The following is a 12,976-nucleotide window of genomic DNA, read 5'->3' as shown; positions in this document are numbered from 1 at the left end:
CAGGCCTGTTCAAAAGGCGTGTTCAGGGCCGCAAACAGTTCGCGTGAGACATCATAAGAGCTGTTCAACAGCTCTGTCGCCTGGGCTGACCCGGCCAGCAGCAGCAAAACGGCGCCGCTACAGATTTTTTTTAGTGTGGTCATGCTGTTCATCCCGGAAAGATGGCCCGTCTCACGGCCTGAGAGGGTTCAGTTTATTTATAACCACACGAAAAGGAGTAACTGTTTTATATACCGTTTGGTGATTTAGAAGTTTAAAAAGCTATAAGCGGGCGGGACAGGTTATGCAGCGGGCAGAAATAGAAAAGCTTAAGTGAGACTCGGGCTACAGCAACGCGACGCCCGAGTGTCGAGGGGAAACATCAAAGGTAAATAGTCATCACCAACCTGATAACGCCGGATGGCGGCGGCTCCTCTTACGTTATACAGCCGCTGGCTGGCTAGCGGTGCCAGACAATCTGGCTGACCTTCCATTTTTTCAGCGTATCGTCAGACGGCAACAGCCCTTCCGGCCCGTGCCATTCGCCAGTAAAGACGTAGCTAATATGCTGACTGTCCGGTGCGCGGCACGCTACGCCCTCGCTGCCCGACGCCTTTTGACAGGCACCAAAGGCGCGGCTGTAGAGATCGCTGAAAGGCGTGCCAATTTTGACTCCCGACTGGGTTTGTATCTCATCATCCATCACCCTCACCTCGCTGACGCTGGTGTCGCCCGTCACCTCAAGCTTTACCTCTTTGCCATCGAGTGCCTGGAAAAAGGTGATGACCTTACCGTTTTCGCCGCGCATCCCCTTACGCACCTGATAGTCGCCGTTCAACGCCTCGCCAACCGCCTGCTCGTTCATTGCGGTAGTGCCATTCAGGCCGCCAACGCCCTGTTCGCTGACCTCTACGGCAGAGCCGAACCAGTGCCAGGGGGCAAGGCTGGACCAGGAATAGGTCAATGGATTCCACCAGGTTGCCCCGTGATTTTCGGGTGCCGGGCCACCGGAACTGGCGCAGCCCGCCAGCATAACGGCCGCGGCCAGGGCTAAAGGACGAACGGTTTTCATGAAAACTCCTGACAAAAAGAGGCGGCTGCCGTAATACTTCACCTTTTACGGCAGCTCCAAAGAGAGGTTGGAGTCCGGATCGGCCGAAAAGTTTATTCGGCGTGCTGTTCTGGCGCAAAACAGTCACGCAGTCGCGTACTGAAGGTGAACCAGCTCAGCGCCAGTAAATCGAAACCGGTAAACAGGATCATCCAGGGCGACAACGTTTCTTCACCCAGCCAAAGACTGGCGAACTGCACGCCGAGCATGGCGGTTAGCGACAGGCAGAGCACCCAACGCCACGCCTGCCAGAGCCGCGGCAGGCGCTGACGGTAGCCGGTCAGCAGCAGTCCGGTAGCCGCAGGCACGCCCAGCGCGATGCCCGTCCAGAACGCCCGGGTGTCCGGGTAGAATAACGCCAGCAGCGCCGTGCCCTGATCGCGAGACGCGCCGGCCATGATAAACAGCAGCCAGGTGCGCGCCTGCAGTAACAGTACGCCCCAAAAGGCAAGCGGTAGCTTCAGCTGACCTTTAGCATCGTAATCGTCGGGCGTATAAAGGCGCATAGCGGGATCTTAATATTCGCGATCTTCAATCAGGCGCTTGCCGAGTAACATGCTGTCCTGCGTTTCATAGTCCAGCTTTTCATAGAAACCCAGCACTGCGTCGTTCTCTTCCCGCACCATCACGTTAATTTTTGGGCAGCCGCGCGCAATCAGCTTTTTTTCGAGCCGGTTGATCAGCGCATTGGCGAAGCCGCGCCCCTGGTAATCAGGATGCACGCCCAGATAATAAGCTGAACCACGATGCCCGTCGTAACCGCCCATCAGCGTGCCGACTACCGAACCACCGACCACCGCGACCAGAAACAGGTCCGGATCGTGATTAAGCTTGCGCTCAATGTCCATTTCCGGATCGTTCCACGGGCGCAGCAGGTCGCAGCGTTCCCACAGCGTAATCACTTCTTCAAAATCGTCCTGGCTAAATACGCGAATTTCCATAGCGTTGTCCCAGATGTTAACCATAATTCGCTGATTATCGCGGTTTCTTTCGCAGGTGCAAGTCTCGGCACAGATAATTACCGGAAAGAAAGAGGAAGCGGCTACATAATCCCCAGATGGCACGGATTCTTATCTATGCCAGTCAGCAGTCAGCAGTTAGCAGTTAGCAGTTAGCAGTTAGCAGTTAGCAGTTAGCAGTTAGCAGTTAGCAGGATAAAGTACCGGCCCGGTAGCGCCTTGTCATCCCGTTAGCGCGCTGCAATAAAAAGTAAAATGTTGAAATAGTTCCCGCCTCGCTGTCGCCTTATTGTTACGATATAACGGTAAGCACTTTGCGCCCTGAGGATGTTGTAATGAAAAAGTTTGGCCCGATGACCCCGCTGACTTCCCGTCGACAGCTGTTGCTTTCCGGCCTGGCGCTGGCGCTGCTGGCTGGCCGCACCGCCAGAGCGAAAGAAGCGCCGCTGAAAACAACATCCGTGAACAAGGCTACATCGCCCCAGGCTCGGGGCAAAAGAATTGTGATGATTGATCCCGGCCACGGTGGCATTGATTCAGGCGCGGTAGGCGAAGAAGGATCGGAAGAAAAGCATGTGGTATTAGAGATTGCCGGACATATCCGGCAGATGCTGAGCGACCACCCTCATATTGAGGCGAGGCTGACGCGGGATAGCGATCATTTTATTCCACTGGGTCAGCGCGTAGAGATCGCGCATCAGCATGGCGCCGATCTGTTTATGTCGATACACGCCGACGGTTTTACCAGCCCTGATGCCAACGGTGCGTCGGTTTTCGCCCTTTCCAATCGTGGCGCCAGCAGCCGTATGGCTCGCTATCTGTCCGAGCGCGAAAACGCCGCTGACGCGGTGGGCGGCGTTAAGGTGGCGCAGAAAGATCACTATTTGCAGCAGGTGCTGTTTGACCTGGTGCAGACCGACACCATTAAAAACAGCCTGACGCTGGGCAAGCACGTCCTGAATCAGATCCGCCCTGTCCATCATCTGCACAGCCAGCATCCCGAGCAGGCTGCTTTTGCCGTGCTGAAATCGCCTTCGATTCCTTCAGTGCTGGTAGAAACCTCTTTTATCACCAATCCCGCCGAAGAGCGACTGCTGGGCACCACGGCGTTCCGTCGTAAAATTGCCAGCGCGATAGTGGAAGGTGTCATCAGCTATTTTAATGAGTTCGATGCCAACAACCGCCGCCCCGGCTAAGGCATTTTGACGTATACTTCGCGCGTCATTTTACAGTCAGGCAAAACCATGAATACACCCGATATTGCCCAGGTAAAGCAGTTTCTGCTTACGTTACAGGACACCCTCTGTCAGCAGCTGGCACAGGCTGACGGCCAGGCGTCGTTTGAAGAAGATAGCTGGACGCGCGAAGGCGGCGGTGGCGGCAGAAGCCGCGTGCTGCGAGACGGCGCGGTGTTTGAACAGGCTGGCGTCAACTTCTCCCATGTGCACGGCGACCAGATGCCCGCTTCCGCTACCGCTCACCGGCCGGAGCTGGCCGGACGCAGTTTTGAAGCGATGGGCGTATCGCTGGTGATCCATCCGTCCAATCCTTACGTGCCTACCAGCCACGCCAACGTGCGCTTTTTTATCGCTGAAAAGCCAGGCGCCGATCCGGTGTGGTGGTTTGGTGGCGGCTTCGATATGACGCCCTACTACGGCTTTACGGAAGACGCGGTGCACTGGCATCAGACCGCGGCCGAAATCTGTCAGCCCTTTGGTGAAGAGGTTTACCCACGCTACAAAAAGTGGTGCGATGACTACTTCTTTATTAAACACCGCAACGAACAGCGCGGCATCGGCGGCCTGTTTTTCGACGATTTGAACACGCCGGATTTTGACACCTGTTTTCGCTTTATGCAGGCGGTGGGCGCCGGTTTCCTGAAAGCTTATCTGCCCATCGTCGCACGACGTAAGGCGTTGCCGTGGGGCGAGCGCGAGCGCCAGTTCCAGCTTTATCGCCGTGGCCGCTATGTGGAATTTAATCTTGTCTGGGATCGCGGGACGCTTTTTGGTCTGCAGACTGGCGGTCGCACCGAATCCATCCTGATGTCGATGCCGCCGCTGGTGCGTTGGGAATATGATTATCAGCCACAGCCGGGTACGCCGGAAGCCGCGCTCTACACCGATTTCCTGCCGGTCAGGGCCTGGATTTAACGTCTGCACAGCGAGTCGGCCGCTGCCACTCGCTGTTTTCCCCGGGTAGAAATACCGTCAAAAATGTAGCAGCCAGTGCGGTTCCCCGGTGCAATCCTACAGAAGTGCTACACTTTCAGATGCCGCGTTTTACCAGCCATTGGGCTAACCCATTGCAACAATCAGAGAAAACGCATTCCCATTACAGGACGTCTGATGCAATGTTTGGCCTGAGAATAATCTACCGTGTCGGCAACCGGCCCTGCACCAATCCAGCAGATTGCGGTCCGGTTTACCGCTATTGGGCTTTGTAGCCCGGCGACAGCCGATGTGCCGGCACGGTCATCATTTGTTTTGCAGATTGAACATCAAGGAGCCATGAGATGAACCAGCTAGAAGCACTGAAACAGTACACCACCGTGGTGGCGGACAGTGGCGATATTGAATCTATTCGCAATTATCACCCTGAAGATGCCACCACCAACCCATCTCTGATCCTGAAAGCCTCCAGCCTCGATTCTTACAAACACCTGATTACCGATGCTATTGACTACGCCAAAAAACAGGGCGGCAGCAAAGAGACGCAAATCATCAATGCCAGTGACAAGGTTAACATTAACCTCGGCATGGAAATCCTGAAAAGCGTGCCTGGCCGCGTATCTACCGAAGTGGATGCTCGCCTGTCGTTTGACCGTGGCATGTGCGTGACCAAAGCCGAGAAGCTGGTGAGAATGTATGAAGACAACGGCATCGATCGCTCGCGTATCTTAATCAAGCTTGCCTCTACGTGGGAAGGTATCCGCGCGGCAGAAGAGCTGGAGAAAAACGGCATCAACTGTAACCTGACGCTGCTGTTCTCCTTTGCCCAGGCTCGTGCCTGTGCGGAAGCGGGCGTGTTCCTGATCTCGCCTTTTGTCGGCCGTATCTATGACTGGTACAACAGCCGCAAGCCGCTTGACCCGTATGTGGTTGATGAAGATCCAGGCGTGGTTTCCGTTCGTAATATTTATGAGTATTACAAGCAGCACCGCTATAACACCATCATCATGGGTGCCAGCTTCCGTAAAACGGAACAGATTATTGCGCTGGCGGGCTGCGATCGCCTGACTATCTCGCCAAACCTGCTGGAAGAGCTGCAGGCCAGCAATGCGCCTGTTGAGCGCAAGCTGACGCCTTCAACCGAAGCGTTCCACCAGCCAACCCCGCTTTCCGAAGCGGAGTTCCGCTGGGAGCACAACCAGGATCCTATGGCGGTAGAAAAACTGGCCGATGGCATCCGTCAGTTCGCCGTTGACCAGCAGCACCTGGAAGACGTGCTGGCCGCTAAGCTGTAATTCCGTTAACGGGCCTCCCCCGACGTACGCGTGGGGGAGACTTGCCCAACGTTGATTTGCCCAGTTCGTCCCCCCCAAAAAAAATCAGGGAGAAAAATATGTCTTCACGTAGAGAGTTGGCTAATGCAATCCGTGCGCTGAGTATGGATGCCGTGCAGAAAGCCAAATCGGGTCACCCGGGCGCCCCAATGGGCATGGCAGATATCGCAGAAGTGTTGTGGCGTGAGTTCCTGCATCACAACCCTACTAACCCAGCCTGGGCCGATCGTGACCGTTTTATCCTTTCCAACGGTCACGGCTCCATGCTGCTGTACAGCCTGTTGCACCTCAGCGGCTATGACCTGCCGATTGAAGAACTGAAAAACTTCCGTCAGCTGCACTCCAAAACGCCTGGTCACCCGGAAATCGGCTACACCCCGGGCGTGGAAACCACCACCGGTCCGCTGGGTCAGGGCCTGGCGAACGCCGTGGGTCTGGCAATTGCTGAACGCACGCTGGGCGCGCAGTTCAACCGCCCCGATCATGAGATCGTCGATCACCATACCTATGTCTTTATGGGCGACGGCTGTTTGATGGAAGGTATCTCGCACGAAGTCTGCTCACTGGCCGGTACGCTGGGCCTTGGCAAGCTGATTGGTTTCTACGATCACAACGGTATTTCAATCGATGGTGAAGTGGAAGGCTGGTTCAGCGACGATACGGCGAAACGCTTTGAAGCCTATAACTGGCATGTTATCAGCGAAGTAGACGGGCACGATGCCGAGGCGGTATCGCAGGCGATCAAAGAAGCACAGAGCGTTACCGATAAACCTTCTCTGATTATCTGCCGCACCATTATCGGTTACGGTTCGCCGAATAAAGCCGGTAAAGAAGAGGCGCACGGCGCAGCGTTGGGCGATGAAGAGATCGCACTGACCCGTAAGCAGCTGGGCTGGAACTATCCGCCATTTGAAATCCCGCAGGATATTTATGCGCAGTGGGATGCCAAAGAAGCGGGCCAGCAGTACGAAAAAGAGTGGAACGAGAAATTCGCGGCTTACAAAGCGGCCTACCCGGAACTGGCGAAAGAATACGCTCGCCGTATGGATGGCGGCATGCCGGAAAACTGGCAGCAGGAAACGCAGAAGTTTATCGAAGAACTGCAGGCGAATCCGGCCAAAATTGCCAGCCGTAAGGCGTCTCAAAACTCGCTGGAAGCTTATGGCAAACTGCTGCCAGAATTCCTGGGCGGGTCTGCTGACCTGGCGCCAAGTAACCTCACCATCTGGTCAGGTTCTAAGTCAATCAAAGACGATCTGGCCGGTAATTATATTCACTACGGCGTACGTGAATTCGGTATGACCGCTATCGCCAACGGTATTGCGCATCATGGCGGCTTCGTGCCTTATACCGCGACCTTCCTGATGTTTGTGGAATACGCGCGTAATGCGGTGCGTATGGCGGCGCTGATGAAGGCACGTCAGATTCTGGTTTACACCCATGACTCTATTGGCCTGGGCGAAGATGGTCCGACGCACCAGCCGGTTGAACAGATTGCCAGCCTGCGCGTGACGCCAAATATGAGCGTCTGGCGTCCATGTGACCAGGTTGAAACGGCCGTGGCCTGGAAGCACGCTATTGAGCGCCATCATGGCCCGACCGCACTGATCCTTTCTCGTCAGAATCTGGCGCAGCCGGAGCGCAGCAAAGAGCAGCTGGCGAATATCTCTCGCGGTGCTTACGTGCTGAAAGATTGTGAAGGGACGCCAGAAGTCATTCTGATCGCAACGGGATCTGAAGTTGAGATCACGCTGAATGCCGAAGCGAAGCTGACCGCCAGCGGTCACAAAGTCCGTGTCGTTTCCATGCCTTCTACCGATCTGTTTGACCGGCAGGATGTGGCATACCGTGAATCCGTACTGCCTTCAACCGTGACCGCTCGCGTGGCGGTGGAAGCGGGCATCGCGGATTACTGGTACAAGTATGTCGGCCTGAACGGCTCAATTGTCGGCATGACCACCTTCGGTGAATCGGCCCCGGCTGAGAAGCTGTTTAACGAGTTTGGTTTTACGGTGGAAAACATCGTCAGCCATGCGGAAAAACTGCTGAAGCCTCACTAAGCCTGTTCTCCTGCCCGCTGCTGGCGGGCAGGATTTTTGCCGCTCAACCGGATGCCAAACAGGTTTTCCCCCTGTCGATGCTGATACCAGCAATAGCCGTCATGCAGTTCTGCAATCGCTTTAACCAGCGCAAGACCCAGCCCCGATCCCTCGCCGTTACGCGCCTCATCGCCTCGCCAGAAACGCTCGTATAATTTTTCCGTCTCTGTCAGCGGTTCGCCCTTATTACCCACTGCTATATCGATAAACGTTTCTGCCGCCTCGGCTTTTATTCTGATAAACGTGTTTTCCGGCGCGTGACGTACGGCATTGGTAATCAAATTGACCATGGCTCGCTGGAACAGCATTTTATCGGCACAGAGGTCGCCTTGTACCTCTATCACGAAACGTAACCCTTTTTCTTCTGCCAGCGGCTCCAGAAAGTCAGTGATATTTTCCAGCGTGTCGGCCAGAGAAAAACGCTCTTTTCTGAGCGCCACGTTGTGATGATCGGCCCTCGCCAGAAACAGGATGTTATCGGTCAGCCGAGAGAGATTTTCCAGCTCTTCAATATTGCCTGCCAGCAGCTGCTGATAGGCTTCCGGTGAACGTTCCTGCCCCAACGCAACCTGATTCTGACTGAGCATCACGTTGACCGGCGTGCGGAGTTCATGGGCCAGATCGTCGGCAAATCGGGTCAGTCGGGTAAAATCGTGAGCCAGGCGGCTACGCATTACGTTAAGCGCTTCCCCCAGCGGCAGTAGCTCACGAGGCAGGCTGTTTACCGGTACGCTATCGGAAAGCCTGTCGGCCTGGGTGGCCGCCGTGATTTTGCTGAGCGTCCCTATCGCTTTCAGCCCACGACGGATCAGCAAAGGGCTAAGGATGGCCCCGAGCACCAGCGCGGCCAGACACACCAGCAGGCTTTCCCGGCGATACTGTTCCAGCATTTTGGCTCTTTCCCGCGCCAGGCGTGCGACGGTTAGCGTCACCGCGCCGCCTTTCGATGTCCCCTGAAGGCTGAGGAGAGTCAGCTCTTCACCTTGCTGAGTTCGCTGGCGATGAAGCACGCCCGGCTGGTTTTCGCCTGCCAGCTCCGTCAGCCTGATGCCCGTCTGATTAATCGTCACGTCCGGCCCGTCTGCCTGCCGAATCAACAGGATATCCTGCTGTGTGTCCACCATCCGGCTGAAATAAAGCGGCAGCATTTCTGGCTTCGCACCATCCTGCAACAGCTGACGCAGCTGCTCTGCCCGATTGATTAGCGTGCGGTCGTCACGCCAGATAAGCTCATGGCGTAACGCGCCGTAAAGCGTCAGGGTAATACCGGAGCAGGCCGCCGCCATGATCAGCACAAAAATAATCGTCAACCGGGCCGTCAGCGAGATCTTACGCATTTGGCTCTCCCGGTTCGGCCAGTCGGTATCCCATCCCGCGAACGGTGTGGATCAGTTTTGGCTCATAGGGGTCGTCTATTTTACGGCGCAAACGCCGGATAGCGACGTCAACCGTGTTCGTTTCGCTGTCGAAATTAATGCCCCAGACTTCACTGGCGATTAGCGTTCTCGGCACTATCTCGCCGCGCCGACTGGCAAGCAGCCACAGCAGCGCGAACTCTCTGCGGGTCAGGGCGACCGCTTCGCCCTGCCGACTGGCGGTCTGGCGCACGGAATCCATCACCAAATCGCCAACCGTCAATACCGCTTGCGTGGGATGGTTTTGCCGCAGCTGCGCCCGGATACGGGCCAACAGCTCGGCAAAAGAGAAAGGCTTGACCAGATAGTCGTTAGCGCCCAGCTCCAGCCCTTTCACCCGATCGTTGACCGAATCTCTGGCCGTCAGGCAGATAACCGGGGTGGCACGAGCGGTACGCAACGAGCGCAATACCTGCCATCCGTCCATGCCAGGCAGCATGATATCCAGCACGATTAACGCATAATGTTGACTCAGGGCGAGATGTAAACCATCCCGGCCGTCGGTGACGGCATCCACCACAAATCCGGCTTCACGCAGCCCCTGACAAAGCCAGTCGCTGGCTTTCTGGTTATCTTCAATCAGCAATAGTTTCATAAGCGCAAGTCTGCCACGAGCCGATACCTTTGTCCCCGAACTTCAGCCAATCTGACATTTTTGTCATGCTGGCGTCAGGTATTTCAGCCCCGATCTACGTTATAAAAAGGCACATTCAAACAGGAGGATTAATGATGAAAGCCTATTTTAACGCGGCGGCGCTGGCGCTCGCCCTTACCGCTTCGGCAACCACGATGGCCGCTGAACAAAATCTTTTAAGCGTCCACGTACTGAACCAGCAAACCGGCAAGCCGGCCCCGAATGTTGAAGTGACGCTGGAGCAGAAGCAGGACGCGGGCTGGAAATTCCTTAACAAAGCCAGTACCGATAAGGACGGACGCATCAAGCAATTCTGGCCTGCCCAACCGGCTGCCAGCGGCGATTATCGCGTCGTATTTAAAACCGGGCGCTATTTTAGCGAACAAAAGCAGGAGAGTTTCTTCCCGGAGATCCCGGTAGAGTTTCATATCAGCAATACGAACGAGCACTATCACGTGCCGCTGCTGCTTAGCCAATATGGCTACTCAACCTATCGCGGCAGTTGACCCTGGCCTTATAACGTCAGTAGAGGGTCAAGGCGGCCCGGATAAGCGTTACCGGAACGCTGTCCGAGCCGTAGAAGCCTGCTCGGATGCGGACGTATCTTTTTTGCCGGTCCAGAGCGTCGGCCAGTCATCGCTGCCGTGCCAGGCGTCGCAGGTGCCCTCTTCTGCGTATTCAGCCAGCACGAATTCGCGTCCGTTATACTGCCAGCGTGTGGCGGTACCGCAATCCCCTACGCCTCTTCCTTTAGCAAACGTCAGCAGTTCGCCACGGCTGGCGTCATACTCGGCGTTGATCAGCTCCAGCTTTTTTTCCCCATGATGCGGCGGCGTAAAGGGCAGCGTCAGGGTCAATCCTCTGGCCATATAAGGCTGGCTGCGAGTCACCTCAAAAGCGAGATCGATAACGTTATAGGCGCCCATTTCACAGCTGACCAACAGCAGCGCTTTTCTGTCATCCAGTGGCGCAACGCTGACCTGCCGTCGCTGAGGATCCAGCGAACAGCGATCGGTATTCACCCGCCAGGTACCATAATCCAGCAGGCCGGTCGTTTCCTCACGCGTCAGCGCGGGGGGAACCGGCTGCGGGCCGGAAGGCTCGGGAATATCAGGCGGTGGCGGCACGTCCATTGCTGAACGCTGGCCCTTTTTAATCCAGGCGCTCATGCCGTTGACCCGGCCCTGAATATCGTCCATCAGCAGCAAAGCCGCCTTCAGGCCATGAAGCGAGATAGTGGCGCGCGGCCGGTAAAGCAGCTGTAAATTATCTGCATCCATAACCAGCGACAGAAACTCGTTAATGGAGATAGCATGGCCGGTAGAGAGATGGTGCGGGTCAACTTCCCAGTGTTTCAGATCGGGCTTCAGCCGCTGACCGTCCAGCAGAAGGTTATCCTGCAACGGCGCGCCGTTCAGCTTGCCGGTATAGCGGCTGCCATAATCAATGCGCAAAAAAGGCCGATCGTTCACGCCGGCATGACGGCTGATGGTCATCACCAGACCGTTAACCCCAGGCACGCTCCGGGTTACGCAATAGTTCTGGTTATTACAGGTTATCTGCCAGTCAGAAAAGGTTTTTTGCAGGGGATCGGCATGCAGTCCGGCGGCAAAAAACAGCAGCGCCAAAGGTAACTTTATCCAATAATGCATCGATACCTGTATCCCCGAATGACAGTTAAGCAGTAAGCATAGCGTAGCGGTTACCGCCCGGTACGATTAAATCGGCCGCAGCCCATTAAAAAGAGACTCGCTTTTAATTATATTGACCTTTGCTTGCTGGCGGCTCAATCAGATAAATCGGACAAGAAAAAACGGTGCAGAAAAAGTCGCTTATTATCTGATAAAAATAAAGTATCAGAGTAATAACAGGCGTCAGTCGCACGCAATAATGTGAGCTTAATCACCTTTTTAAGCACGAACAGAAAGACTATGCCGCTACACCAAGCCGCACAAGGCAAATTATTAACCCTGAAATCCCCCTTACTAAGCAGATAGTTCTGGGGGCAGCCTGAATAACGTAGCCCGTAGGCTCACATAAAGTTTATTATCCTTTTTGTTTAGCTTATATTTACACCATCTTCTGAAAAGCTATTAAATAATACTTCTCTGTTACCCGAAAAAATTAACGTTACTTTTTGTAGGTTAATTTAATAATTAACCCAGCTATGCTTGTCTTATTAAGAATAGCAGTTAATGCTAGCTCAATTTTTTAACTGAGCGTTAACCAGCCTTCAATCAGCGCATACTGCAGTAGCATCACCGTTTTTGCATCCTTGATTTGTCCTGTTTTCACTCTGTTCCAGGCATCCGGAAAGCTCAGTTCCATCACATCAATATCTTCATCGTCCACGCCGCCACCTGCCGTAGCCCGATGCGAATCGTTGTATTCTGCGGCGAAAAAATACAGCCGCTCGGTCACGCCCCCTGGCGACATGTAGAGATCGTAGAGCTTCACCACTTCCCCAACCTCATAACCGGTTTCTTCCACCGCTTCCTTACGTATGCAGACTTCCGGCGAGTCGTTGTCCAGCAGACCGGCGCAGGTTTCAATCAGCAGGCCGGTGTCGTTACCGTTCAGCCAGGTGGCGATACGAAACTGGCGGGTCAATACCACACTGTTTTTTTCACGGTTGTACAGCAGAAGAGTGGCACCATCGCCGCGATCGTAGACTTCGCGCTTATGGCGGAGAGTTTCTCCCTTTTTCGTCGTGAGGTCATAGGTAAAATTGCGCAGCACAAACCAATTTTCCGACAAAATTTTGTCTTTAATCACGTCAACTTTGACTGACATACAGGCTCCATTGTCTGTAGCGGGATAGCCATCATAAAGCCTGTATCGGGGGAAAACTATCCGCCCCATAAAAAAGGCGGCCACCAGGGCCGCCTCTTATCACTGCATCCGACTCAGCGTTTTGCCTTTTCCGGCGCAGGCTCGTGCTCGGTTTTGGCGATTTCACCCACGCGTTTACGCACGCCAAACCAGCCCAGAATCAGCAACAGGGCAATCAGCGGCACGGCAGCGATAGTGTAGGTTCCGTTCGGATAATCGAACGCCATCAGCACCAGCACGCTGGCCAGAAACAGCAGCGTCAGCCAGGAAGTAAACGGCGCCCACGGCAGTTTAAAGCTAACGTCTTCCGCACGTCCTTCTTTAATGGCCTTACGCAGACGCATCTGGCAAACCACGATAAAGGCCCATGAAGAGATGATGCCTAAAGATGCGATATTCAACACAATTTCGAACACGCGAGAAGGCACAATATAGTTCAGCC

The 12,976-nt window shown here is 54.8% G+C and carries 12 protein-coding genes and 2 pseudogenes; 5 read left to right on the top strand and 9 right to left on the bottom strand.

The features are described 5' to 3' along the window. The 4 genes and pseudogenes from RTK32_RS11000 to RTK32_RS10985 form a co-directional block, all read right to left on the bottom strand. Positions 1-152: pseudogene (locus tag RTK32_RS11000) on the bottom strand (sulfate ABC transporter substrate-binding protein); the annotation flags it as partial. A gap of 287 nt (positions 153-439) precedes the next feature. After that, the gene (locus tag RTK32_RS10995; RefSeq protein WP_312043863.1) at positions 440-1,051 is read right to left on the bottom strand and encodes an RpoE-regulated lipoprotein; all 612 of its coding nucleotides are present in this window, start codon (positions 1,049-1,051) and stop codon (positions 440-442) included. Between the two features lie 92 nt (positions 1,052-1,143). Next, entirely contained in the window at positions 1,144-1,596 is a 453-nt protein-coding gene (locus tag RTK32_RS10990) for a DUF2919 domain-containing protein (protein WP_312043861.1), read from the bottom strand. Between the two features lie 9 nt (positions 1,597-1,605). Then, the gene (locus tag RTK32_RS10985; RefSeq protein WP_312043859.1) at positions 1,606-2,031 is read right to left on the bottom strand and encodes a GNAT family acetyltransferase; all 426 of its coding nucleotides are present in this window, start codon (positions 2,029-2,031) and stop codon (positions 1,606-1,608) included. Positions 2,032-2,384: 353 nt separating this feature from the next. Between RTK32_RS10985 and amiA the strand changes: the two genes are divergently transcribed. The 4 genes from amiA to tkt all read left to right on the top strand — a co-directional run bounded on the left by amiA (position 2,385) and on the right by tkt (position 7,614). After that, on the top strand, positions 2,385-3,245 hold the full coding sequence (gene amiA, locus RTK32_RS10980) for an N-acetylmuramoyl-L-alanine amidase AmiA (RefSeq protein WP_312043857.1): 861 nt from the start codon (positions 2,385-2,387) through the stop codon (positions 3,243-3,245). Positions 3,246-3,293: 48 nt separating this feature from the next. Further along, on the top strand, positions 3,294-4,202 hold the full coding sequence (gene hemF / locus RTK32_RS10975; RefSeq protein WP_312043855.1) for an oxygen-dependent coproporphyrinogen oxidase: 909 nt from the start codon (positions 3,294-3,296) through the stop codon (positions 4,200-4,202). Positions 4,203-4,564: 362 nt separating this feature from the next. Next, the gene (tal, locus tag RTK32_RS10970) at positions 4,565-5,515 is read left to right on the top strand and encodes a transaldolase (protein WP_312043853.1); all 951 of its coding nucleotides are present in this window, start codon (positions 4,565-4,567) and stop codon (positions 5,513-5,515) included. A 98-nt stretch (positions 5,516-5,613) separates the two neighbouring features. Then, positions 5,614-7,614 (top strand): transketolase, encoded by a 2,001-nt coding sequence (tkt, locus tag RTK32_RS10965; RefSeq protein WP_312043851.1) that lies wholly within the window; start codon positions 5,614-5,616, stop codon positions 7,612-7,614. Here tkt and RTK32_RS10960 read toward each other — a convergent pair. Continuing rightward, entirely contained in the window at positions 7,611-8,990 is a 1,380-nt protein-coding gene (locus RTK32_RS10960) for a heavy metal sensor histidine kinase (protein ID WP_312043849.1), read from the bottom strand. The two genes, tkt and RTK32_RS10960, sit on opposite strands and share 4 nt — an antisense overlap. Next, positions 8,983-9,663, bottom strand: a complete 681-nt coding sequence (gene hprR, locus RTK32_RS10955; protein WP_312043847.1) for a response regulator transcription factor HprR — start codon at positions 9,661-9,663, stop codon at positions 8,983-8,985. Before hprR ends, RTK32_RS10960 begins: the two co-directional genes overlap by 8 nt. 134 nt (positions 9,664-9,797) lie before the next feature. Between hprR and hiuH the strand changes: the two genes are divergently transcribed. Then, complete coding sequence (hiuH, locus tag RTK32_RS10950) at positions 9,798-10,208, top strand: hydroxyisourate hydrolase (protein ID WP_312043865.1); 411 nt, start codon at positions 9,798-9,800, stop codon at positions 10,206-10,208. Positions 10,209-10,256: 48 nt separating this feature from the next. On the opposite strand, the gene RTK32_RS10945 is transcribed toward hiuH, so the two are convergent. The 3 genes and pseudogenes from RTK32_RS10945 to RTK32_RS10935 form a co-directional block, all read right to left on the bottom strand. After that, complete coding sequence (locus RTK32_RS10945) at positions 10,257-11,354, bottom strand: DUF1176 domain-containing protein (protein ID WP_312043845.1); 1,098 nt, start codon at positions 11,352-11,354, stop codon at positions 10,257-10,259. 559 nt (positions 11,355-11,913) lie between these two features. Further along, on the bottom strand, positions 11,914-12,495 hold the full coding sequence (gene nudK / locus RTK32_RS10940) for a GDP-mannose pyrophosphatase NudK (RefSeq protein WP_312043843.1): 582 nt from the start codon (positions 12,493-12,495) through the stop codon (positions 11,914-11,916). Positions 12,496-12,608: 113 nt separating this feature from the next. Continuing rightward, positions 12,609-12,976 (bottom strand): annotated as a pseudogene (locus RTK32_RS10935) (amino acid permease); the annotation flags it as partial.

This window comes from Erwinia sp. (assembly GCF_031978025.1).
Classification (GTDB): domain Bacteria; phylum Pseudomonadota; class Gammaproteobacteria; order Enterobacterales; family Enterobacteriaceae; genus Erwinia.
This window is presented reverse-complemented; position numbering and strand designations above follow the sequence as displayed.

Excerpts from the sequence above, each read along its gene's own strand:
- RTK32_RS10995 (WP_312043863.1), bottom strand. The coding sequence starts at position 1,051 with ATGAAAACCGTTCGTCCTTTAGCCCTGGCCGCGGCCGTTATGCTGGCG.
- RTK32_RS10990 (WP_312043861.1), bottom strand. The coding sequence starts at position 1,596 with ATGCGCCTTTATACGCCCGACGATTACGATGCTAAAGGTCAGCTGAAG.
- RTK32_RS10985 (WP_312043859.1), bottom strand. The coding sequence starts at position 2,031 with ATGGAAATTCGCGTATTTAGCCAGGACGATTTTGAAGAAGTGATTACG.
- amiA (WP_312043857.1), top strand. The coding sequence starts at position 2,385 with ATGAAAAAGTTTGGCCCGATGACCCCGCTGACTTCCCGTCGACAGCTG.
- hemF (WP_312043855.1), top strand. The coding sequence starts at position 3,294 with ATGAATACACCCGATATTGCCCAGGTAAAGCAGTTTCTGCTTACGTTA.
- tal (WP_312043853.1), top strand. The coding sequence starts at position 4,565 with ATGAACCAGCTAGAAGCACTGAAACAGTACACCACCGTGGTGGCGGAC.
- tkt (WP_312043851.1), top strand. The coding sequence starts at position 5,614 with ATGTCTTCACGTAGAGAGTTGGCTAATGCAATCCGTGCGCTGAGTATG.
- RTK32_RS10960 (WP_312043849.1), bottom strand. The coding sequence starts at position 8,990 with ATGCGTAAGATCTCGCTGACGGCCCGGTTGACGATTATTTTTGTGCTG.
- hprR (WP_312043847.1), bottom strand. The coding sequence starts at position 9,663 with ATGAAACTATTGCTGATTGAAGATAACCAGAAAGCCAGCGACTGGCTT.
- hiuH (WP_312043865.1), top strand. The coding sequence starts at position 9,798 with ATGAAAGCCTATTTTAACGCGGCGGCGCTGGCGCTCGCCCTTACCGCT.
- RTK32_RS10945 (WP_312043845.1), bottom strand. The coding sequence starts at position 11,354 with ATGCATTATTGGATAAAGTTACCTTTGGCGCTGCTGTTTTTTGCCGCC.
- nudK (WP_312043843.1), bottom strand. The coding sequence starts at position 12,495 with ATGTCAGTCAAAGTTGACGTGATTAAAGACAAAATTTTGTCGGAAAAT.